The organism is Acidisphaera sp. S103 (genome assembly GCF_009765975.1).
Classification (GTDB): Bacteria; Pseudomonadota; Alphaproteobacteria; order Acetobacterales; family Acetobacteraceae; genus Rhodopila.
In genome coordinates, this window is sequence record NZ_LMUJ01000036.1 from 128,543 (window position 1) to 151,165 (window position 22,623).

The 22,623-nt window shown below is 64.5% G+C and carries 23 protein-coding genes and 1 pseudogene; 10 read left to right on the forward strand and 14 right to left on the reverse strand.

Annotated features, from left to right (window positions below; all coding sequences use genetic code 11):
- Nucleotides 1-5: 5 nt before the first annotated feature.
- The 9 genes from GSQ89_RS09010 to GSQ89_RS09050 form a co-directional block, all read right to left on the reverse strand.
- Nucleotides 6-1,208, reverse strand: a complete 1,203-nt coding sequence (locus GSQ89_RS09010) for a CaiB/BaiF CoA-transferase family protein (protein ID WP_158924159.1) — start codon at nt 1,206-1,208, stop codon at nt 6-8.
- Nucleotides 1,205-2,050, reverse strand: a complete 846-nt coding sequence (locus tag GSQ89_RS09015; protein WP_158924161.1) for a CoA ester lyase — start codon at nt 2,048-2,050, stop codon at nt 1,205-1,207. The genes GSQ89_RS09010 and GSQ89_RS09015 overlap by 4 nt, the downstream gene beginning before the upstream one ends.
- Nucleotides 2,047-3,411, reverse strand: a complete 1,365-nt coding sequence (locus tag GSQ89_RS09020) for an LLM class flavin-dependent oxidoreductase (protein ID WP_158924163.1) — start codon at nt 3,409-3,411, stop codon at nt 2,047-2,049. Before GSQ89_RS09020 ends, GSQ89_RS09015 begins: the two co-directional genes overlap by 4 nt.
- Complete coding sequence (locus GSQ89_RS09025; RefSeq protein WP_158924165.1) at nt 3,408-3,728, reverse strand: DUF4387 domain-containing protein; 321 nt, start codon at nt 3,726-3,728, stop codon at nt 3,408-3,410. The genes GSQ89_RS09020 and GSQ89_RS09025 overlap by 4 nt, the downstream gene beginning before the upstream one ends.
- A gap of 1 nt (nt 3,729) precedes the next feature.
- On the reverse strand, nt 3,730-5,097 hold the full coding sequence (locus GSQ89_RS09030; RefSeq protein ID WP_254073132.1) for an acyclic terpene utilization AtuA family protein: 1,368 nt from the start codon (nt 5,095-5,097) through the stop codon (nt 3,730-3,732).
- Between the two features lie 77 nt (nt 5,098-5,174).
- Nucleotides 5,175-6,464, reverse strand: a complete 1,290-nt coding sequence (gene hisD, locus GSQ89_RS09035; RefSeq protein ID WP_158924167.1) for a histidinol dehydrogenase — start codon at nt 6,462-6,464, stop codon at nt 5,175-5,177.
- A gap of 63 nt (nt 6,465-6,527) precedes the next feature.
- Complete coding sequence (locus GSQ89_RS09040) at nt 6,528-7,112, reverse strand: bacterioferritin (protein ID WP_254073133.1); 585 nt, start codon at nt 7,110-7,112, stop codon at nt 6,528-6,530.
- Nucleotides 7,113-7,215: 103 nt separating this feature from the next.
- Complete coding sequence (locus GSQ89_RS09045; protein WP_158924169.1) at nt 7,216-7,803, reverse strand: inner membrane-spanning protein YciB; 588 nt, start codon at nt 7,801-7,803, stop codon at nt 7,216-7,218.
- Between the two features lie 22 nt (nt 7,804-7,825).
- Nucleotides 7,826-9,223 carry a carotenoid oxygenase family protein gene (locus tag GSQ89_RS09050; protein ID WP_158924171.1) on the reverse strand — a complete coding sequence of 466 codons (1,398 nt, stop codon included), beginning with the start codon at nt 9,221-9,223 and terminating at the stop codon, nt 7,826-7,828.
- Between the two features lie 95 nt (nt 9,224-9,318).
- On the opposite strand from GSQ89_RS09050, the gene GSQ89_RS09055 reads away from it, so the two are divergent.
- The 3 genes from GSQ89_RS09055 to GSQ89_RS09065 all read left to right on the forward strand — a co-directional run bounded on the left by GSQ89_RS09055 (nt 9,319) and on the right by GSQ89_RS09065 (nt 11,575).
- Nucleotides 9,319-9,942: a TetR/AcrR family transcriptional regulator gene (locus GSQ89_RS09055; RefSeq protein WP_158924173.1), complete on the forward strand. Its 624-nt coding sequence runs from the start codon at nt 9,319-9,321 to the stop codon at nt 9,940-9,942.
- Nucleotides 9,943-10,023: 81 nt separating this feature from the next.
- Entirely contained in the window at nt 10,024-10,821 is a 798-nt protein-coding gene (locus GSQ89_RS09060; protein ID WP_158924175.1) for an alpha/beta fold hydrolase, read from the forward strand.
- A gap of 295 nt (nt 10,822-11,116) precedes the next feature.
- On the forward strand, nt 11,117-11,575 hold the full coding sequence (locus GSQ89_RS09065; RefSeq protein WP_158924177.1) for a hypothetical protein: 459 nt from the start codon (nt 11,117-11,119) through the stop codon (nt 11,573-11,575).
- On the opposite strand, the gene GSQ89_RS09070 is transcribed toward GSQ89_RS09065, so the two are convergent.
- Together GSQ89_RS09070 and GSQ89_RS09075 are read right to left on the reverse strand one after the other, a co-directional pair.
- Nucleotides 11,576-11,773 (reverse strand): hypothetical protein, encoded by a 198-nt coding sequence (locus tag GSQ89_RS09070; protein WP_158924179.1) that lies wholly within the window; start codon nt 11,771-11,773, stop codon nt 11,576-11,578.
- A gap of 15 nt (nt 11,774-11,788) precedes the next feature.
- Complete coding sequence (locus GSQ89_RS09075; protein WP_158924181.1) at nt 11,789-12,559, reverse strand: hypothetical protein; 771 nt, start codon at nt 12,557-12,559, stop codon at nt 11,789-11,791.
- A gap of 112 nt (nt 12,560-12,671) precedes the next feature.
- Here GSQ89_RS09075 and GSQ89_RS09080 point away from each other — a divergent pair, with 112 nt between their 5' ends.
- From GSQ89_RS09080 to GSQ89_RS38420, 5 genes are all read left to right on the forward strand, one after another.
- Nucleotides 12,672-12,983 (forward strand): BolA family transcriptional regulator, encoded by a 312-nt coding sequence (locus GSQ89_RS09080; protein WP_158924183.1) that lies wholly within the window; start codon nt 12,672-12,674, stop codon nt 12,981-12,983.
- Nucleotides 12,984-13,102: 119 nt separating this feature from the next.
- On the forward strand, nt 13,103-13,567 hold the full coding sequence (locus GSQ89_RS09085) for an Lrp/AsnC family transcriptional regulator (protein ID WP_158924185.1): 465 nt from the start codon (nt 13,103-13,105) through the stop codon (nt 13,565-13,567).
- A gap of 99 nt (nt 13,568-13,666) precedes the next feature.
- Nucleotides 13,667-13,966, forward strand: coding sequence for a ribbon-helix-helix domain-containing protein (locus GSQ89_RS09090; RefSeq protein ID WP_158924187.1), 300 nt, complete (start codon nt 13,667-13,669; stop codon nt 13,964-13,966).
- Between the two features lie 466 nt (nt 13,967-14,432).
- Nucleotides 14,433-16,829: a glycosyltransferase gene (locus tag GSQ89_RS09095; protein ID WP_158924189.1), complete on the forward strand. Its 2,397-nt coding sequence runs from the start codon at nt 14,433-14,435 to the stop codon at nt 16,827-16,829.
- Complete coding sequence (locus tag GSQ89_RS38420) at nt 16,768-17,736, forward strand: amidohydrolase (protein ID WP_216856093.1); 969 nt, start codon at nt 16,768-16,770, stop codon at nt 17,734-17,736. Before GSQ89_RS09095 ends, GSQ89_RS38420 begins: the two co-directional genes overlap by 62 nt.
- Before the next feature lie 194 nt (nt 17,737-17,930).
- Here GSQ89_RS38420 and GSQ89_RS09105 read toward each other — a convergent pair whose 3' ends face one another.
- The 3 genes from GSQ89_RS09105 to GSQ89_RS09115 form a co-directional block, all read right to left on the reverse strand.
- Nucleotides 17,931-19,049 carry a 5-methyltetrahydropteroyltriglutamate--homocysteine S-methyltransferase gene (locus GSQ89_RS09105; protein WP_158924193.1) on the reverse strand — a complete coding sequence of 373 codons (1,119 nt, stop codon included), beginning with the start codon at nt 19,047-19,049 and terminating at the stop codon, nt 17,931-17,933.
- Between the two features lie 21 nt (nt 19,050-19,070).
- Nucleotides 19,071-19,862 carry an alpha/beta fold hydrolase gene (locus GSQ89_RS09110; protein ID WP_158924195.1) on the reverse strand — a complete coding sequence of 264 codons (792 nt, stop codon included), beginning with the start codon at nt 19,860-19,862 and terminating at the stop codon, nt 19,071-19,073.
- A gap of 199 nt (nt 19,863-20,061) precedes the next feature.
- On the reverse strand, nt 20,062-21,021 hold the full coding sequence (locus GSQ89_RS09115; RefSeq protein WP_158924197.1) for a helix-turn-helix domain-containing protein: 960 nt from the start codon (nt 21,019-21,021) through the stop codon (nt 20,062-20,064).
- Between the two features lie 166 nt (nt 21,022-21,187).
- On the opposite strand from GSQ89_RS09115, the pseudogene GSQ89_RS40050 reads away from it, so the two are divergent.
- Both GSQ89_RS40050 and GSQ89_RS09125 read left to right on the forward strand, forming a co-directional pair.
- Nucleotides 21,188-21,256: pseudogene (locus GSQ89_RS40050) on the forward strand (PEP-CTERM sorting domain-containing protein); the annotation flags it as partial.
- A gap of 174 nt (nt 21,257-21,430) precedes the next feature.
- Nucleotides 21,431-22,558 carry a hypothetical protein gene (locus tag GSQ89_RS09125; protein WP_158924199.1) on the forward strand — a complete coding sequence of 376 codons (1,128 nt, stop codon included), beginning with the start codon at nt 21,431-21,433 and terminating at the stop codon, nt 22,556-22,558.
- Nucleotides 22,559-22,623 lie beyond the last annotated feature (65 nt).

Genomic DNA, 22,623 nt, shown 5'->3' on the forward strand with positions numbered 1-22,623 from the left:
CGTGCCTAAATCACCCCCTCCGCCTGTAACCGTTCGATTTCCGCATCCGACAAACCCAGCCGCCCTTGGTAAATTTCCGAGTTGTGCGCACCAAGTTCCATGCCCAGCCAGTTGACCTTCCCCGGCGTCTCCGTCAGCCGAGGCACCAGATTCGGCACCGCCAGTTCACCCACCCGGGAGTCCGGCACCCGCAGTATATTCCCCCGGGCAGCGTACTGCGGGTCCTCGAATATTTCCTCAATCGAATAGACCGGCCCACACGGAACCTGACTGGTCTCGCAACGAAACATCAGTTCCGCCCGATCCAACGTCGCCGTCCACGCCCCGACCGTTTCATCCACGACTGCCCGATCGCGTTCCCTGGCCGCAAGGGTACCCCAACGATCCGCATCCGCCAATTCCGGCCGCCCCATCGCCTCGGCGAGTCGGGAAAATATCTTGTCGTTGGTGCAGGCGATGGCGATCCAGCGCCCATCCTTGGTCGGATAGTGGCTGTGCGGAACGACATTGACCGTCCCAGGCCCCATGCGCTGCCGCACCGTCCCCTTATAGGCAAACGCTGGCGCAAGCTCATCCAGGATACGAAAGATCGGCTCATACAGCCCAATATCCACGACCTGCCCGCGTCCGGTCTTCTCCCTCGCCTGCAACGCCAGCAGAGTACCCAGCGCGCCGTACAGCCCCGCCATATAATCCGGAATCGTCGCCGACCCAGGCGTCACCGGCGCCCGATCCGGATACCCCGCCAGGAACGACAGCCCGCCAAACGCATTGCCAATACGCCCGAACCCCGGACGGTCCTTATACGGCCCCGTCTGCCCATACCCCGAAATCCGCACCATGATCAGCCGAGGATTCACCGCGCTCAGCACATCGTAGCCCAGGCCCCATTTCTCTAACGTACCTGGCTGAAAATTCTCCACCATCACATCAGACTCGGCGACCAGCCGCTTCAACAAAGCCGCCCCATCTGGCTTGCGCAAATCCAACGTAATGCAGCGCTTGTTCCGCGATTCCGACAGCCACGGCAGCGAATCCCCGCATTCCGTCATCGTACCGAACCGCCGCGTGGCATCGCCCACAACAGGAAGCTCGATCTTGATCACATCCGCCCCGAACTCGCCCAACTGAGTGGCGCAGAACGGCCCCGCCAGGAAGGTGGACACATCCAGGACCTTGCAGCCCTGCAACGCCTGCACATCGATCATCGCACAGCCGCCAATACACGCCGAGCGCGTTGCACAATGGGATAGTCGATGAATTGTCCATCCAGTTGTATCGACGCCAACCCCTTCGCCTCGGCTTCGTCAAAGGCCGCAACAACCAGTTTCGCCCGCGCGACCGTGGCCTCATCAGGACTGAACGCCGCGTTGGTAGGCGCCACCTGATCGGGATGGATACACATCTTACCCTGAAACCCCAGCGCCGCCGCATGCTTTGCCGACGCAATGAAACCATCCGCGTCTCGCAAATCCGCCCAGACCGTATCCATCGGCGGTTCCCACCCCGCCGCCCGAGACTCCATCACGCAAGCCGCCCGATGCGGCAACAACTCCGCCTCCGACCGGCTCCAAACCATGCCCATATCCAAGGTGAAATCACCCGCCCCGAACGCTAGGCACTTAGCCCGCGTGCCCGAACGGCAGATCCGCGAAAGATTGCTGATGCCAAGCGTCGTTTCGATGATCGGGATCAGGTCGATCCCACCAACCGGCAGCCCGCGTTCCCGTTCCAGATTACTGATCAGCCAGTCCGCAGTGCGCAGCTCATGACCATGTTCCACCTTCGGCAGGATGATCCCGTCCAACCCCTTCTGCACCACCGCGACCAAATCGCCATGGCACCAATCCGTCGTCAGCGCATTGACCCGCACATACAGCTTGCCAACCCGAGGCGCGCCAAACGCCCCAACCACCACCGGCCGCGTCGCGACCTTCTCCGACACCGCAACCGCATCTTCCAGGTCCAGGATCACCCCATCGGCCGGCAATCCCAGCGCCTTCTCCACCCGGCGCGCATGATTGCCGGGCGCGAACAGCATGCTCCTCATTGCGCCGCCCTCCGTCCATTATGCCAATCAACCGCCCGAGGAACCGGCAGCCCCAGGTTCTCCCGCAATGTCGTGCCCAGATAATCCTTCTGGAACAGCCCACGCCGTTGCAACTCCGGCACCAGCAGCCGCACGACGTCCTCATAAGCGCCCGGCATATGCGTCGCAGCCAGAACGAAACCGTCGCACGCCGGCGCGGTGAACCATTCCTCCATCTGATCGGCCACCGATTTCGGCGTGCCGCAGAACACCTTGTGTTCGGCAATGGTGCCGCGCCCGGATACCTCGACAAAATCACGCACCGTGGGGTTCTTCTTGCCCGAGAACTTCACCACCCGTTCCCGGAACCCGTGCCACGAAAACCCAGCCAGTTCCTCATCGCTGAATGGCTCGTCGTACCCTTTGGATCCAAAATCATAGTTCAGCACTTCAGAGATCAGCACCAGTGCATCGACCGGTTTCATCGATGCCTCGATGACGGCCCGCTTGTCCTGGGCAGCTTCTTCCGATTCCGCGACGATCACGTAACAGGCCGGCGCCACCTGCACCAGGGACGGATCGCGCCCGGCAGCGGCGATGGCTTTCTTGAAGTCGGCGTATTGCTGCTTGCCGGCTTCCAGATTGTGATAAATTACGAACACCAGTTCCGCCCATTGCGCGGCGAACGACTGCCCGCGTCCCGACTGGCCCGCCTGGATCAGCACCGGATGACCCTGCGCCGACCTGGGCACACTGAACGGCCCACGCGATTTGAAATACCGCCCCACATGATCCAACCGATGCACCTTCGCCGGATCGGCGAAACGACCGTCCTTATCCAAGATCAGAGCATCATCTTCCCACGTATTCCAATGCCCCATCACCACTTCCATGAACTCATCCGCTCGGTCGTAACGAGCATCATGTTCCATGTGTTCGGCGTGACCAAAATTCAGCGCCTCCGCGCTATTCAGCGACGTAACGATATTCCACGCCACGCGGCCTTTCAGCATCAGGTCCATCGTCGCGAACACACGCGCCACGTGATACGGCTCGTAATACGTCGTGGAATACGTCGTCCCCAGCCCCAACTTCGACGTCGCCATGCCCATCGCCATCAGGATCGTCGACGGATCCATCTTCACCACACGCACACCGGCACCGACCGCCTCGGCGTGGTGACCGGTGTATAGATCGGGCATCGCCAGGCGATCATCGAAGAACGCCAACTGTATCTTCCCGTCCTCCAACGTGCGAGCAATACGCTGGTAATATTCCGGTGTCATAAAGTCAGACATCGACGACGGATGTCGCCACGATCCCGGCAGATTGGAACAATTCTGCGCCTGCAAGAACGCAACCAAGGTCATCATGCGGTTCATCGTGTCGTCTCCGGAATCTCGACATCCAGCAGCGGAGCATGCTGCTGACAGCCATAAACATCGGTATCACCAAAATCCCCCGCCGGAACCAGCCGGGGAAACGTCGCCTTGAACGCGAACGCGGCATCATACGGGGTGAACAGAACATGCTCCTCGGGCACATTGTATAGACGCGCGAACAACGCCGCGCACAGCACCCCAGTGGCTTTCACCCGCTGAAACGTCTCGGCATCCTCGAACACCACATCCACGGTCAGCTCGAACGGCCCGGCATTCTTGCTCTTGCAGACTTTCGCGACATCTTTCAGCAGCGCCATGTCACAACGCCTCATAATGAATAGGGAACGGCTCAACCGGATCGTCCAGTTCGGCGACGTGATACACGCTGAAGCGGTAAACCGGCCCCACCTCGATATCCGAAGGCGAGAACGGGAACGCCATGTTCCCCTCCCGGCACAATCGCCCGGGAAAATCGGTGTGCAGCATGTTGGTGCGCGCCATGCCCAGAACCGCACTGGCCATTTCCTGACTCACCTGGGAAACAACCTCCAACACAAACCCCAGCTCATGCGGCACCGCGTCGCGCAGCGGCTCTCGGGCCGCCATCACGCCATCACGTCCGTAAACACGAATGCCAAGCTGGTAACTATCCGGAGACGCACCAAACGCCGCCGCCTTCGAGGCAACTTCACCACGGACACTGGAAATAAAGTCGTCCAACCGCCCGATCAGCAACGGGTCGCGCGTGCCGCAAACGCACACCGACCGATACCCCGCCAGCGCAACCCCCTCCAATTTGACAGTATACCGCTCGGCCTTCACCCATCGCATACCAGAAATCCGCACCGCCCGATCGCTGACCGCCTCAAACCGGCAATCGGACGTGTCCAGCATCCCTCCCGGCTCGATATGATGGATCGGACTGCTGTTCTCGTGCAGCGAGTGGTTGGCGATCGACAGCGGCGTGCAACGGCGCGCCGGATTGGTCGGCTCGCATTCGACATGGTCGTCACGTACCGTAACGAACAGACAGTCATGCCCCTTCGGGATCGACGGCGTCGCCCCGCATTCCAGCATTTTGCCGGCATACCAGGCCGGGGCAGGGGGCAAACCCGCCCGCGTCGCCGCCGCCACCCAGGACGCCGGATCGCTCGCCCGCCCCGCCAGCACCACTTGCGCCCCATTATCCAGCGCCGAGACAAACGGTTCCGGCCCCATCATCGCCACCACGCGTGTGGATGCATCGATCGTTGCATCCGCCAACACCGGCTGCCGAACCAACGGCTTCACCCGCCCCGCCGCCACCCGCCTTTTCAACGACGCCTTGTCCTGCTCCGCCTCGATCAGCGCCATCTTGAAATGCAGCCCGTCCTCCCGAGCGATCTCCCGCGCCATTCCCGCCACCAGATCAAGATGCGGCGCCGCGCCCGCCCCGCCGCAAGTCCCGATCACCATCGGAATCCCCGCCCGCACCGCCGCGTTCAGCATCAATCGCAGATCACGCCGGATGGCGATGGGGGAACAGAACGGCTTGCCCGACCCCAGGTAATGCGGCCCCGGATCGACGCTGCCGCCATCCACGCCGATCACATCCGGCCGGCGATCAAGCCCAGCCTGTAGCGAGGCCTCAGGAAACCCGTACCCAAGGATCGCGCTGGTGGACAGCAGACGAATTTCCCGGCTCATGCGGCAGGCTCAACATCTGGCATCGATCATTTCCTCCTATAGAGGGAATGCACTGATCCCACGTCACGGGCAAGCGTTCACCCACCCAGCCGCAGCGCAATACTCCGAGCATGCGCCTGCAACCCCTCGGCCTCCGCCAACGCCACCCCCGCCGGCCCGATAACCGCCAGCGCCGCCTCCGAGGCCGACACGAACGTCGTCCGCTTCAGAAAATCGAACACTGACAACCCGGACGCAAACCGAGCCGTCCGCCCCGTCGGCAGCACATGGTTCGGCCCGGCGACATAATCCCCCACCGCCTCCGGACAGAACGCCCCCAGGAACACCGCCCCCGCATGCCGCACCCGGGCAAACACCGCCTCCGGATCGCGCAACATCAACTGCAAATGCTCCGGAGCCAACCGGTCTACCAACCCGACCGCCTGGTCCCAGTTCTCCACCACGATAACCGCCCCATGCGCATCCCAGCTCGCCCCCGCGATCGCAGACCGGGGCAGGGTGGGCAACTCCGCCGTCACCGCCGCCGCCACCGCATCCGCGAACCCCGCATCATCCGTGATCAGGATCGACTGCGCCGCCTCATCGTGCTCCGCCTGAGCCAACAGATCGACCGCAATCCGCCGAGGGTCATTCGACCGGTCCGCCAACACCACCACCTCCGACGGCCCGGCGATGTTGTCGATGCCGACCCGCCCGAACACCTGCCGCTTCGCCTCGGCCACATACGCGTTCCCCGGCCCGACGATCCGGTCCACTGCCGCGATCGACGCCGTGCCATACGCCAGCGCCGCCACCGCCTGAGCCCCGCCGATCCGATAGATCTCCGACACCCCGGCGCGCCGAGCCGCCGCCAGCACCAGCGGGTTCAACACCCCATCCGGCGTCGGCACGCACATCGCGATGCGCGCCACCCCCGCTGCCCGCGCCGGGATCGCATTCATCAGCACCGACGACGGATATGCCGCCTTGCCCCCCGGCACATACAGCCCGACCGCATCCAGCGCCGTCCACCGCATGCCCATCGTCACCCCGGCCGCGTCCGTCATCCGCAAATCGGCCGGCAACTGCGCCCTGTGAAACGCCTCGATCCGCGTCGCCGCCAGATCCAACGCCGCCGCCAGTTCAGCCGGAATCCCCGCCACCGCCGCATCGACCTCGGCCGAGGACACAAGCAACCGGTCCGCCGTCAGCACCATCCGATCGAACCTGGCAGTATAATCTATAACCGCCGCATCGCCGCGCGCTCGGACATCGGCCAGAATGCCGGCCACGACACGATCCACCGTCTCGGTAGTTTCGCGGGCCTGGGAGAGCAACGCCACGAACTGGGGTTCGAAGCCGGGATCGGAGATGCTAAGGCGGATCATGCCGCTGCTGTAGCCGATCCGAACCGGCGCGTCATGGGGTCTCGTGAAACCCCAACGCGCCGATCAATCCTCCAGACGAGGCTTGCCTTCATGCGCGATCAGCAGGTCGTGCATGTCTGTCGCGTGCTCTTCTTCGACCGACAGGATCCCCTCCAGCATCACCCGCGTAGCCGGGTCGTCGTTGTCGAAATAGCGCACCAACTCCCGGTAATGATCCACCGCGATCCGTTCGGCGATCAGGTTCTCCTTGATCATGTCCACCAGATTACCGCCCTCGGAGTATTGCGATGCCGAACGGCTCGCCATTCCCTCGGGGTTGAAGTTGGGCTTGCCACCAAGTTGGTCGATCCGCTCCGCGACCGCCATCGCATGGGCCTGTTCTTCTTTCGCATGCTGGGCAAACTCGGCCTTGATGCCCTCGCTGGAAATGCCGGTCGCGGTCACCGCATGCATCGTGTAGCGCAACACGCAGACGATCTCCGTGGCCAATACCGACTGCAGGATTTCGATCGTCTTCTTGACGTCGCCGCCATACGTGGACGTCACCACCCCCGAGGACATGTTCTTCCGCGCACGCTCGCGCAACGTTTTGACATCGCTCAGAAAGGGCTTGCCGGACGCGTCTTTGCTCACAGGGGCGTTACTCACCGCGATCTCCTTCTGGGGTCGATGGACCGAACCCCTAACGCAAGGCTCGCCCCCCGGTTGCCAGCAGCCCCGACGCCTCGCGGCTTGACATTCCCGTCATTCGCTACGCCGGCCTGACCCCGCCATCGGTCAACCCCACCTGCGCATGACGACGGCGCACGCCGATCGCCCGCATGATGGCATACTGGATCAGGAACAGCCCGGCCTTGCTGGCGATGGCATACGACGACATGAACGCCGACCACGTCGTCACGCTGAAATGCAACGCGACCACGATATTCAGTCCGGCCGAGAAGAACATCAGCGCCGCCCAGACGAAGCCAAAGATGAATGCGACGTCCGGCACCAGTTCCTGCACGATCGGCGGCAGATAGCGGTTCATCCAGCCCGGTTTCAGCATGACGGTGCCAACCACACCATAGATGACACTCGGCTTCAGCATCACGAACCGCGGATCGCCGGTCAGCAGCGCCGCGCCGCCCGACCCCACCACAAGGAACAGACTCAGATACTGCATGGTATCGATCGGCCGCTTTCGCACATACTCATAGCCAATCTGGGCGATCCCCAGCGCCATGCCGCAACCGACCGCCACGCTCATGTTCTTCGTCGCGAGATAAACCACGAGTAAAGCGAACGTCGAGGCCATATCCAACAGTAGCAGTTTCGCTGCCTTCAGCATATTTTGCATCGGACTATCCCTTTCTGCTCGGTCAGGCCGGATGTCCGACCCAGTTGCCATGGAACCCGAACGGCACGCGGTGCGGCAGTTGAACCGTCGCGACCGGCCCCCGCTCGATCGCATCCGTATCCAGCACGATCAGGTCGCTGCGCCGCTCCCCACCGCGCCACACCACGGCCAGCACCCATCCATCGCCTTCCGCCGCCAGCGGCCCGCGCGGCACGAATACCGGCTCCGAGACCGCATCGCCCGCCGGCAGCGTGTAGGCCGCTCGCTGCCCCGACACGAAGTCGAGCCAGACAAGCGTGTCCAGCCAACCCTCGTCGCGGGTTTTCCCGGCAAACGTCCCGAAGCGGTTGCGCAGCCCCGCGCGACGCTCATCCAGGCGGGGGAATTCGCCGTTCATGCCGTCGAGTTCGCTGCGTTTGAGAGCATCCGTGCCGGCATCCAGATCAAGCGTCCAGCGCACCAGCCTGCCGCGCGTCGCGCCGGGGGCCGAGGGCTGGCCATCCGCGCGCGGAAACAGGGGCGGTTCGTCATACTGGATCACATCGGCGACGATCTTGCTTCCCTCGTCCCAGGCATTGAGCACATGGAACACATAACAATTTTCCGCGCGGAACCAGCGCAGCGAGGCAACGCCCCGGTCGCGCCGGATAACCCCGATATGGCTGCCGAGATCGGGTTCCCAGGCGTACGGCATCTGCCCGGCCTCCGCCCGCGCCAGGCTGCCGCTCAACGGCAGGATCGGGAACAGCACGTGCCGTTCGGTGACGGCGAAATCATGCACCATGCTGCAATAGGGGGCCTCGAACCGCTCGACGCGCCCCGGGCGTCCGTCCGAACCGATCGTCCCGTAAGTCATGCCCGGGGTCAGAGGGCCGCCCACCGAGTAGCCGAAGAACACCAGTTCCCCGGTGACCGGATCGATCTTCGGATGCGCGGTGAACGGCCCTTCAAGCACTCCGCCGAAGCTTTGCACGCCACGCGTCGCCAGCGTCGCGGGATCGAGTTCGAATGGCAGATGTGCCTCCTCCAGCGCCAATAGCCGGCCGCCGTGCCAGATGATGTTGGTGTTGGCGATCCCGGTGTCGGGAACCTGGATATCCGAACACGACGCGTCACCGAAAACCGCCACCAGCGGCCGTTCGGCGGCCCGTTCGGCGATCCATTTGTCCGTGCGAACCCACCGATTGCGATAGGACGCACGGCCGTTCCGCAGCGCGAACGCGTGAACCATCCCGTCACCAGCGAACCAATGATTCTCCATCGGGTTGAGAGGCGGAAATTGCGGGTTCGGCCCATTGCGGAACAACGTGCCGTTCATCCCACGCGGCAAATCACCCACGATCCGCAGATCCGCCAGGCCGTATCCACGGTCGATCGGCGCGAAATTGTCATCCGGATCCAAATTGAAATCGTTCGGCATCTTGGATGCACTCCAGATATTGACATTGACAACATATGGCTAGGCGCTCCCGCCCCGCCTTGTCAACAACAATCTTTCCACCGTAAACATCCCCCATGGACCACTCCGAAGCCACGGCCGTCGCCCGCCCCTACCACCACGGCGACCTGAAAACCGCGTTGCTCACGCAAGCCGAGGCGATCCTCGAACGCGACGGCATCCAGGCCCTCACGCTACGAGCAGCCGCTCGGGCTGCCGGCGTTTCCCACGCGGCCCCGGCCAATCATTTCGGCGACCTGACCGGCCTGCTCAGTGAGCTTGCCGCCGTCGGATTCATCCGGTTCAGCGCGATGCTGACCGCCGCGCGCGCCACCGGTGGCGGCGGCCAGCCGTCAGGCTCCAGGGCGATGGGCCAGGCCTACGTGACGTTTGCCCGCACCTACCCGAACCTGTTCATCCTGATGTTCCGTGGCGAGCGGCTCGACACCACCCGTCCGGCCTTGCGCGACGCAATGGACGCCGCGGCCCAGGCGCTCCGCTCTGTCGGTGCCCCCCCTGCCGTGCCTCTGCCACCACTACAGGCGGCCGCGCGGGCGGCGGCACGCTGGTCGCTGGTCCACGGCTTCGCGATGCTGCTGCTCGACGGCCGGCTCGCCGGAATGATCGGGTCGTTATCCCCGAACGAGGATGCCGACGACCTGCTGGACGCCGTTCTCGCGGTGACGCGGTTCGACGGCTGATCCGGCCGGAGGCTTGTCAGAATTATCCCGCCGCAGCAGGTTGCAGACCGAAATCGCCCGGAATGACGGTGGGGGGAGACAATGGCGCTGATCCATCATGTCGTAGCAGGCCAGGGACGGCCGCCGATTGTGTTCGTGCACGGCTTTGGCTGTGCCCACGGCGACTGGGACGCCCAGGTGGCGCATCTGTCGCCACGTCACCAAACGGTCGCCGTCGATCTGCGCGGACATGGCGCCAGCCCGGGATCGGCCGCGGACTGCTCCATCGAGCGGTACGGTGCCGATGTCGCCGACGTCATGCGGGCGTTGTCATTGCCGCCGGCGGTGCTGGTGGGCCACAGCATGGGATGCCGGGTGGTGACCGAGGCCGCGCTGCAGGCGCCGGCCCACACCGCGGCGGTGATCCTGGTCGACGGCAGCCAGTTCGCCGCCTCGATGGCAACGGTGCTGCGGCAACGTTTCGCGGCGCCGGACGGCTATGCGACGCTGGTGAACGGTTTGTTCACCGACATGTTCACCACCAGGAGCGACCCGGCCGTGGCCGCCGCCGTCGGCGCGCGTGCCGCCACGCTACCGCGTGAGATCGGCGAGAAAATGCTGACCGACATGCAGCGCTACGATGTCGGTCGTCTGGCAGCATCGCTGGCCAGCCTGCGCGTGCCCGTCATGGCGCTGCAATCGACCTACAGCAACGAGAAGCGTGAACGCCGCCCGATGACCGAGGGGCAAATCACCCCATACCTCGACATGGTGCGCACCAACATCCCCTGGGTCGAAATAGAGATCGTCCCCGACACAGGCCACTTCCCGCAGCTCGACGAGAGCGCACGGACAAACGCGCTGATCGATCGGTTCATCACGGCACTGCCGGCGGTATAACCGGTCCGGACGCCGAGGCATCCGCACACGCCCCGTTGGCCCGCCCACTCCCACTCTCACCGTCACCGGCGCGCACACTTTCACCGTCACCGGCGTGCACACTTCCACCGTCATGGCCGGGCGGCGTCCCGGCCATCCGCCCCCCGACGTTCATGCGAAGGGTACCCGAACACACGAAGAGCCAACCGCGGCCGATCCGGTCAAGCCGTCCGACCCTGACGCCCACGCGGCGCCGCCCCCTATCGCGGGCCAGTCACAGGCGTATCCTGTCCGCACCCAAACAGAAAGCAGGCCCATGTTTTCGGTCGGACAGACAGTCTATCACAGGACCGGCAAGCACAGCGGCACGGTCCTGGAGTGCGACGGCGACACCACCTACTTGGTGCAAGCCAACGGCGTCGAAATCGATTTTCCGACGCGTGACCTGACCGCGACCCCCCCGGCGACGAAAACCGGGCCGGCCCCTGCATCCGCCACCCCGTCGCGCGTCCTCACCATCAACGACATCACGCCGGAGCATCGCAAGGTCCTGGCCGTCATCCCGCCGCGAACGCTGCAATCGGTGGCGTCGCTGTTCGAGCGGCGGCCGAAAGCCGGACGTTTCAGCGCCCTCGATGTGGCGCAGAAGCTGAACTACATCGCCGAGGTCACCGCCGTGCCGTACCGGACGATGAAGGAATTCAGCGACCGTCCCGGCGATATGGGCCTGATGATGGCGCGCGGGCTCGCGATCAGCCTGGGGTCCGCGCTCTGATCACACGTCGTCGGGGCTAAGGGTCACGATCATCTCGGCGGATTGCTTGTGAAAGTCCGCCTCGCGCTCCAGCGTTTTGGGAAATCGGCTGCGCCTCGACTGCACGAGGGCCTGTTTGGCCTTGGCCTCATGCCAATCGCGCGCGGCGAGCAGGGCCGCGTCCCAGCCCCGCTGAAACTCCTCGGTCGCATCCGCCATCGGCGTCCTCCTGTATTACGGCTTGGAATCGTATAGCCCGGCCTTGTGACCCGCCGCGATAGCGTCCAGCAGTGCCGGATCCACGCCCAGCGAGCGCAGCGTTGCCAGTGGGATGACCGCATCCGTCCCGCAGGCGGCGATCACGTGCGGCAGGCCGGACGGCTCCATCGCCACGCCTTCACGCGCCGCGTCCGGCCACAGCATGAATTGCAGCTCTGTGTCGCGCAGCGCCGGCGCGCAGTCCGCATCCGGCTTCGACAGCTTCAGATACAGCGCCGTCAACGCCGGTGAGGCCATCACGCCCAGCCGGGTTCCGTCGGCTGCGGTGTCCAGCGAGGCTTTCCCCGCCAGCGTCTTCGGCAGCAGCCGCTCCCAGTTCAGCGGCGCCCCGGTACCCAGGTCGTAGGCCAGCGCGAAGCTGTCGGTGTCGGGATGGGCGCCCCCGCAGAACAGGTCGTCGGACGCGACCAGGGCGAGATACCCCGGCCCGCGCATCGCCACCGTCACGCTGCGCTGCCATCCGGCATCCTTCTGGTCCGCCAGCGGGCCGGACGCACCCGCATCGCAGTCTTTCGCGGCCGAGCGCAACCGGTCATCGGCGGCGCTCAGGGCTTTATTGATGCGCTGCGACGCGGCTCCATCGGGTGCCGCGATGCGCGGAAACGCCATCAGGCCGGCGCCAAGGGCGGGTCCCGCCACCAGGCGGGCGGCATCCGGGGGTGCCGATCGGGCCGAACCGGCCACCAGGGATAGAACCAGGATGAAACACGACAGACGAAGGCTCATTGTCACGGCTCGATCTCAATTGCGGGCATCACCCTATGCGAGGCCGGGGTGCCGGCGAAAGCAGGCCCGTTATGATCTTGGCGCCCTCCCACAAAGGACGGATAATCCCACCATGACAAACATCCCATCGCGCGCCGACCGGATCCGCGACATCCTGACCGGGGCATTCGCGCCAACCGAACTGACCGTTCAGGACGACAGCGCCCATCATGCCGGTCACGCCGGCGCCCAGGCCGGCGGCCAATCCCACTTCAGCGTGCTGCTGGTCAGCGCCGCCTTCCAGGACGTCAGCCGCGTCGCCCGGTCCCGCGCCGTGCATGCCGCCCTGGCGGCGGAATTCGGTTCGGCCGAACTGGGCGGCATGCACGCCCTGGCCCTGACCCTGCGCACGCCCGGGGAGTACGCCGCCCGACCCGGAGGATAATCCCCACCATCCTCACCCACCAGGAATTTAGAGTATTTTCTTCTCTCGAAGAACTCGTTATGGCTGTATCACGGAAAATATCTGCTGAACGGTAGGTTTGAGAGAAGGGGCTGCCTTGAATGTCCGCGGATAAAGATATCGATCGTCTCGACCGGGAAATCCTCCGATTGATATCGGTCGACGCCTCGCTGTCCCTGGCCGACATCGCCTCTAAGGTTGGGCTGACCCCGACGCCGTGCTGGAAACGCATCCGCCGGATGGAGCAGGACGGCATCATCCAGCGCCGCGTCGCCATCCTGGACGCGGACAAGGTCGGCCTGCCCGTTTCGGTCTTCGTCGCCGTCGAAACCGCCGATCATTCCAGCGACTGGCTCGGCCGATTCGCCAAGGTGATCCAGGACACGCCGGAGATCGTCGACGCCTGGCGCATGAGCGGTGACGTCGATTATCTGCTGCATGTGGTGGTCGCCGATATCGCCTCCTACGACCATTTCTACCGCAAGCTGATCGCCGCCGTGCCGCTGCGCAACGTCAGCAGCCGCTTCAGCATGGAGCGGATGAAGGACGCGCCGTTGCCGGTATGAACACCATCGCGTGCCAAAAAAATCAAATTTTTTTCGCGCTGTGAACCTTCTCTTAATAAATTCCTGATCTTCTCCCCTCCGGCAATTAGGAGGTGGCCAATGGCTGTCAGTCGTCTAGTCAACCGAAACGTTGTCGCGGAGCGCGGTCGGACCAGCATGCGGCTGGAACCCGAACTCTGGGACTTGCTGAGTGAAATCTGTGAGCGCGAAGCGCAGGATATGAGCACGTTGGTGCGTCAGATCGAAGCGGCCGGGCACGCGGGCGGCCGCACAAGCGCGGTCCGTGTCTACGTCACGACCTATTTCTACACAGCCGCGACCGAGGTCGGGCATGCGGCAGCCGGTCACGGGCCACTGCTGCGCAGAGTGGCACCGGAACTGGCCCGCTCCGCCGCCTGACGATCGCCTGAACGCGGAAATCCGCGTGCTATGGGCCATACGCAAGTGCCAGCAAAATGGTGGGCTTGCGGCCCACCCGTCACGGCCGGGCGTGTCTGCAGCCCACCCGTCACGGCCGGGCGTGTCTGCAGCCCACCCGTCACGGCCGGGCGTGTCTGCAGCCCACCCGTCATGGCCGGGCGTGTCTGCAGCCCACCCGTCATGGCCGGGCGTGGCTGTGGCCCATCCGTCATGGCCGGGCGTGTCCCGGCCATCTACGCACGCACGATGGGACAAATGCCTGGGACCCTTCCAGCCATGACGGTAACGCAATCATACACGGGCGTCCGACGCGGTGATTCCGAAACGCTTGAGTGGCCTTCTCCCAACACCCTGTTCCCGAGCACCGGCCAAAACGACCCACCCACCCTTAACGATACGTTAAGACTTCCCCTGTAGGACGGGTTCTTCTCACGGAGACCTCAGGGTGAGCCAGTCTTTCCGCGTTTCACGCATCCATGTCGCGGCCGCGATCGACGCCACGCTGTTCCGAACCTTGACCTTCGCGAGATCGCTCCATGGCCGGTCGCCCTGGATGGCAAGACAGCTTCGCCGGTGCGTGCTGCTGGTGTGGTGGACCGTCACGCTGCAGCTTCACACGCAACTCGGCCGCTGCCTGCGCGTTCGTCTGGACCGTCGTGCCGCGCCCCGCGCCGAACCCGTGCAACCGATGGCAACGGTGGACCCGCGGCAGTTGAAGGTGCCGTTCTCCGACCAGCCGGTCGTCTCCGTGATCGTTCCGACCTACGGGCAGTTGCCGTTCACCCTGGGCTGCCTGGCGTCGATCGCGGCGCACGCGCCGTCGCTGCCGATCGAGGTGATCGTGATCGACGACGCATGGAACGGCGCCGGCGCGGCGCAACTGGACCAGGTGCGCGGTATCCGTTTTATACGAAATGAAACCAATATCGGCTTCCTGCACAGTTGCAACAAGGCAGCCAGGGTGGCGAAAGGGCGCTACCTCTATTTCCTCAACAACGACACCCAGGTGCTGAATGACTGGATGGATCCGATGGTGTCGCTGTTCCAGCACTGGCCGGGAACCGGGGCGGTCGGTGCCAGACTTCTGTATCCGGGTGGCCGGTTGCAGGAAGCCGGCGGAATCATCTGGCAGGATGCCTCGGGCTGGAACTTCGGCCGGATGGATGATCCGGCCAAATCGGCATACAACTACGTGCGGGAGGTGGATTACTGTTCCGGTGCGGCACTGATGGTGGAACGATCGGTGTTCGACGACTTGGGCGGTTTCGACGAACGCTATGCGCCAGCCTATTGTGAGGACACCGATCTGTGCTTCCGCCTCCGGCAAATCGGCCTGAAGACGCTGTATCAGCCCAGCGCTCGGGTCGTGCATCACGAGGGCGTCTCACACGGGCGGGATGTCACCACCGGCATCAAGTCCCGCCAGGTCGTGAACCAGGCCATCTTCGCCGATATATGGGCGGACGTCCTGGCGCGAGACCATTACTTGAACGGTGAGAACGTCTTCCGCGCGCGCGACCGGGCGATGCATCGCAAGATAGTGCTGGTGATCGACCATTACGTCCCCACCCCGGACCGCGACGCAGGGTCGCGCACGATCATGGCGCACCTGCACGTGCTGCTGCAAACCGGGCATGTGGTGAAATTCTGGCCGCACAACCAAGCCTACAGTCCGGGTTACACCGAGGTCCTGCAAGGCATGGGGATCGAGGTCCTGCAAGGTCCCGGTCAGGCCCCGCTCGAGAGCTGGATCAAGGAGGCCGGCCGCGAACTCGATGTCGTCCTGGTCAGCCGGCCCGACGTCGCCGAGGATGTGATCCTCTCAATTCGCCGCCATTCCCGAGCCCGGATCGTCTACTACGGTCACGACCTGCATTTTCGCCGCATGCACCAGCAAGCCGAGGTCACGCACGACGACGCGCTGCTGCGCCGCGCCGAACACATGCGTCTGCGGGAATACGCAATATGGCGGCAGGCCGATCTGTCGCTGTACCCGTCGGAGGAGGAAGCGCAAATCGCCTCCGCCCTGCAACCCGATGCGAAGATCGGGTCCGTCGTGCCCTATTGCTTCGATACGTTCGCCGAACCGCGGGCGGCAACCCCGCAACCCCGCATCATCTTCGTCGCCGGCTTCGCACACACACCGAATGAGGATGCCGTGCTGTGGTTCGTGGCGGACATCCTGCCATCGATCCGAACCGCGGTTCCCGGGGTGCATCTGTCGATCGTCGGATCCAATCCCACCGCACAGGTGCGCGCCCTGGCCTCAGACGATATCACTATTCGCGCCAATGTGACCGAGGCCGAACTGGCGGCGGCATACGACGATGCCCGCGTGGCCGTGGTGCCGTTGCGCTGCGGCGCCGGCGTGAAGCTGAAAGTGATCGAGGCATTGCGCGCCGGCCTGCCGTTGGTGACCACGCAGGCAGGGGCGCAAGGGCTGCCGGGATTGTCGCAGGTCGTCGCGGTCGAGGATGATGTCGCGGCGTTCTCGGCCGCGGTCGTGGCGTTGCTGCGGGACGACGCCGCCTGGGAAAAACGCAGCCGCCAGCAGGTCGCTTTCGCACAAGCCCGGTTTTCGCGCGATGCGATGACCGGGTCGCTGTTGGCCGCGCTGGATGTCGCGACGCGATCCGGCCGCATTGTCAGACCCGCCCGTCCGTGGCTGGATGGCACCCTGATCGAGGGGAGAAGCCGCCATGGCCATGCAACAGCAGGATCGCAAGCCATTTCACCACCCGCGCGTTCGTCCGGATTGGCTGGCGAAGCTGACGGAAGAAGTGCTCGATCCCGCCCAGCCGATCATCGACCCGCACCATCACCTGTGGAAAGCACGGCCTGATCCCTATCTGCTGGCGGATCTGGTCGCCGATCTTCGCACCGGCCACAATGTGCTGGCCACGGTGTTCATCCAGTGCGGGTCGGCCTATCGCAAGGACGGTCCGGATGAGCTGCGGCCGGTGGGTGAGACCGAATTCGTCGCCGCCGCCGCGACGGAATGCAAAAGCGGCGCCTATGGTAACCTGCGTGCCTGCGCCGGCATCATCGGTCACGCGGACTGTTTGTTGGGGGACCGGATCGACGCGGTATTGGAAGCCCACATCCAGGCCGGCGGTGGGCGCTTCAAGGGCATCCGCCACAGCGGCACCTACGACCCCGGGATCGCCCCCACCGCACCGCCGGGCGCGCCGCCGGGCCTGTATCGCGACCCGGCATTCCAAGCCGGATTCGCCCGCCTGCATCGTCTGGGGATGACGTTCGAGGCGTGGCTGTATCATCCGCAACTAGGCGATCTCCTGGACCTGTTGCGCGCATTCCCCGATCAAAAGGTCGTGCTGAACCATTTCGGCGGTCCACTCGGTGTCGGTCCCTATGAGGGACGACGGCCCGAAGTCTTCGCCCAATGGCGCGCCCACACCGTCGAACTGGCGACCTGCGAGAATCTATACCTCAAACTCGGCGGCCTGGCGATGAACGTGAACGGTTTCGGCTATCACCATGAGCCGCTGCCGCCATCGTCCGGCGAGATGGCGTCCGCGTGGCGCCCCTACGTCGAGACCGCCGTGGCGGCGTTCGGCGTCAACCGCTGCATGTTCGAAAGCAACTTTCCGGTGGACAAGGGCATGTGCAGCTACCCGGTACTGTGGAACGCCTTCAAACGCCTCGCCGCCGGCTGCTCAGCGGACGAAAAGGCCGCATTGTTCCATCGGACCGCGCAACAGTTTTACGAACTGCCGGCGGTGGGGTGAAGCCAAAGTCGTGGGTGGCGGGAGAATTGCTGGCCGGATCTACCGCGGTGTATCCGTCATGGCCGGGCGTATCCCGGCCATCCGCGCTTCGTCCATCTGTGCGAAGCTGGCCGCGACACGCCCAATCACGGCGATAGGGAGAAGCAGCTGATCCTGACGCAGTTCCATCGAACCAGCCCTGAACGTCCGTCGTCTCAAACCTCGCCCCAAACCTCCCGCGCCACCTCCACGCAGCGCGACAGTTTCGCCCATTGCTGGTCCTCCGTCAGCGTGTTGCCTTCCTCGGTCGAGGCAAACCCGCATTGCGGCGACAGCGCCAGTTGTTCCAGCGGCAGGAACTTCGAGGCCTCATCAATGCGCCGCTTCAGTTCGTCCTTGCTTTCCAGTTCACCCGTCTTGCTGGTCATGATCCCCAGCACGACGATCTTCGGCCCGCGCGGGACGAAACGCAGCGGCTCGAACCCACCGGCGCGGTCGGTGTCGTATTCCATGAAATACGCATCCGAATTGATCTGGTTGAACAACACCTCGGCCACCGGCTCATAACCACCGGAAGCCACCCAGGTGGAGCGGAAATTGCCGCGGCACAGGTGCATCGAGATGACCATGCCCTCCGGCTTGCCCTCGATCGCCTGGTTCAGCATCCCACTGTAGATTTCCAGCAGGTTTTCGACATGCTCGCCACGCGCTTTCAGCATCGCGATCTGCTCCGGGTCGCACAGATAGGCGATATTGACCTCATCGAGTTGCAGATACCGGCAGCCCGCCGCACCAAACGCGCCAACGGCCTTTTTGTAGGCCACGCCAAGGTCGGCGAAGAACGGATCCAGCGTCGGATACGTTGCGGGGTCGATCGCTTCCCGCCCACCGCGGAAATGCACCACCGACGGCGACGGGATGGTTTGTTTCGCCACCGCCGTCCGGACATGACCGGCGAGGAACTGGTAATGGTCGATCATCGTCGGCTTGGTCCAGCCGATCCGGCTGTTCACACGCAACTTGTGCCCGAGCGGAACGTTGCCCTGGAACTGGATTTTCTGTTCGGGTTCGTAGATTTCCACGCCATCCAGCCCCGCAACGAAATCATAATGCCAATAGGCGCGGCGGTATTCGCCGTCGGTCGCCGCGCGCAGGCCGATTGCCTCCTGCCTGGCGATTGCGGCGGCGATGCAGGTGTCTTCGACCTCACGCAGTGCGTCATGCGGCAGCGTGCCGGCCTTCCATTTGGCCCGCGCCTCCTGCAGCACCTTGGGGCGCAGCAGGCTACCGACATGATCGGCTCGGAACGGCGGCGTGGCACGAGACGTCGTCATGATGGGTTCTCCTGTCGAAGATCAGAGTGTCCGGGTCCAATCGCGCACGGCGCGGACAACGGCTTCGGGTTGTTCGGGGATCAAGGCATGGCTGGCATCGGCGATGACGACGACGGTCACCCGAGCCGCGCCAAGATCGTCGACGATGCCGTTGCGCGTGTCCGCCGGCCGCCAGGGATCGCATTCGGCCTGGATATCCAGCACCGGTGCCGAACCGGCGCCCCACCAGTCGCCTTGTGGAGTCGCGGCACTGGCGGCCCGCTGGCTCCTGGACGCCACCGGATGCCAGTTGCCCAGCCAGGGCGACGGATCGTGGCCGGGGGCGAAGAACGCGACCTGAAGCGCCGCCAACCGAACCGGATCGGGCAGGGCCGTATCGACACATTTCGCCAGGTGGTCGCGCAGCGCCGGATTGGCCGACTTCGCCGCCGCCGCGGCCAGGATCATGCCGCGCACCAGATGCGGATGATCCGCCGCCACGCAACGCCCGACCCATTGCCCGAACGCATGGCCCAGGACGAAGGCGGACCCGCCGGCCAGACGCTCGATCGCGACTGCCACGTCCCGCGCATAATCGTGCAGGGTCAATCCATCCATCGGACCCGTGCTGCCGCACATGCCCCGGGGCTGCGGCCGCAACACACGAAAACCTTTCGCCGCGAACATCTCGGAAATCTCGTCGAAATCCTCGGAATCGCGCGACGAGGACGGCAGCAGCACCAGGCAGTCCGCCAGGTCCTCGCCTGGTTCGTCCAGGATCACGTCGATCGAGACGTCATTGTATGCCACGGAAACCCGCCGACGCTGGCTCATCCGCCATCCTCCCCTTGTGCTTGCGCGCACACTAGGGGCCGGACCCGATTAAATCCACCATCGCAAGATGAAAGCCAGGACAACAGTGGCGCGCAAATTTCTGGCGAGTTTGCCGTAATGGGTGGCAATCCGACCCTGGGCCTGTGGTAGTCGACGGGGGCTGACCGCCGCGTTGTGACAAGACCGGCGGCCGCCCAACCTATCCCTGCCAGCGTAACGTTTCAGACGGCGCTTCAGCGAACGCGTCGCGGTAAGCCGCACTAAATCGCGCAAGCTGCCAGAACCCGAAGCGCATGGCGATTTCGGTCACCGTCTCGGTGCGTGGGTCGGCGGCGAGCAGGGCATTTCGCACGCCTTTCAGGCGGTACGCGCGGGCGTATCGCATCGGCGGCACCCCCGTGAACTCCATGCACACCTCGTGCAGCGTGCGCCGCGAGGCGCCGGCGGAGCGGCAAAGGTCTTCGATGCTCAGGCCGGCGTCGTCGCGTTCGCATAACGCGGCTTCCACACGGCTCATGATCAGGCGGTGCCGGCGCACCGCCGCCCGGTCGTACTCCAAGATGCCGCCACTGAGGCAGTCAACCAGTGCCTCCGTCAGTAGGCCTGACAATGCGGCGCGGGTCGGGGGCCTGTCCGCGGCCTCGGGCGTCGTGGCGGCGAGGTCCGCGACGTCTCGCACCAGCCGCAGCAGACGTCCCTGCGCGAGTAAGGACGTACGGATCGTCGCCGCGTCGATGGCCGAGGGCGCAACGTCGCGGCCCACCAGAGTTCCTCCGGCCGATGCCAGGGCGTCGTAGCGGACCACGAGAGAGCCCCAGGGAAACGGTTCGTCGGACTGCGAGCGGGTGGTGAACACTTCATTGGGACGTGGATGAAACAATACGTCGTGCCCTACCTCGCGCCCGGACATCAGGCGGGGACGGGCCGGTTCCGTGGCGAATGTGAAGATGTGGTTGTTGGATGTCGCGCCGATCAGGCTGAGTCCGACCGTCGCCTCGCCGCGCCTGACACATACGTCGCCGAGATCCATGAAAGCCATGCGCGCGGTGAACTGGCGCGGCGCCCGCCCATTCATCCGAATGCCACCGAGGCCATTGAAAGCAGCATAGTCCTCGGCTGAACGAAAGTGCCGCGCATAGGCGCGGGGTTGGCCGATCATCGGCGGTTTCCGATTCGTGTCTGGTTAAATGCGCGGGTCCATCCATTGCGCAACAATTAGCCGACTTCACGATGGCTAGCCATATCGATCCGGCCATGGAAAGGTTAACCTTGCGCCGCCAAGCCTTCAACGCGCCGACGTTACGCCGGCTCCCACCCCGGCCCCTGAGCCGGCCTCACTCGCCTTATTGCTCTCCGGCGTTCTGGGCCTGCGCGCCGTCCGCCGCCGAGAATAACGACCACGCCTGATCTGTGCCTGCCCAGGCGCGGCGTTACGAAACCGGGGTTGGGGCACACGCGGCCGATCCTGTTAAGCATTCGTCAAGGTTCCGGGCCTACGCTGGGGCGTATCCGGGCGGTCTCCCAATGCCCGTAGAAGGTCCGCGGCAATATGATCGCACCGTCCAGGCATGTCTGAAACCGAGCTTCCGCGGCTGAAACCGTATCATCCGATGACGTTCCAGGAACGCGGGGTGGCGGTGCCGTTCACCACCCCGCTTCTCGGGGGCACGCGCGCCCGGCCCACGGACAAGCAGCGGGTCGAGCTCGTCATCCCCAATCCCGCGGGCGGGCGAGGGGTTTACATCATGCCCTGGGCGGGGATCGCCGCGTGGTGCCAGCCAACGCTGCATGACTCGGTGTTCAACGACAGGATCGCCTCGTTGAAAAACGTCACGCCCGCCGCGATCCGGCGCGTGGCCTTGCAGCTCTCCGCCGAGGGCCTGGCGGGCGAGGAAGCGATGGAAGCCGCGTGCCAGGCGGTGAACCTGGAAAAAGGCGACAGGCTGGTCACCAACTACCAATTGCTGATGACCCTTGTGGAGCAGGTCGGTGGCCGTTTTGCCGCACAGTCAACCACCAATGGGTCCGGCAAGCCCGACCTGATGACACAGGCCCGGTTGACGGTTGAATGGATCTCGCCACGCCTGGGCCGGACGGCGAGCTGGACGGCCACCGCGCTGGAGGCGCTGTCCGACGTCCTGACGAATATCGGCGTTGGTCCCAGCGGCGCGACAGGCCGGTTGCCTCGGCTGCTCGCCATGCTTCGCAACCTCCGAACCGCGATGGCGGAATGGAGCGCCACACGGCAGAATGACGATCAGGTGGAGTACGTCAGCATGGCCTGCACCGTGGCCGACCTGACATTGTCGCTGGCCCAGGCGACCCTGGCGCAGGCGCAGGCACTGACCGGCGACATGGTGCGGCTTCTGCGAAACTGGGGCACCGATCCGGGGTCTATCAGCCAGCTTGCCACCCGCCCCGAATGGCTGCTGGATGGCTGGGAGCAGATTTGTCTCATATGGAACCACGCCCGGGACGACGCCGGACGGCGGGCTGCCCTGGTCGAGATCATCGGGCTTATCCCGATCTTGCCGAAAGAAGCCAGCGAGTGGTCCGAGATCAAATGCGACATGGACCGGGCGATCCGCTTCCGCCGGCTGGTGTCACTGAATGAGGACTGGCGCACCGGCTCGATCGTCTTCGAGCTGATTGCCCGAAACGAGCATCTGCGGGCGATCGCATGCCGGCCGGCGTGACGTCGAACCGGGACAGGAGGGGACACGGCGATCTTCGGGATCGCACATCCCGACTTCTATTTCAG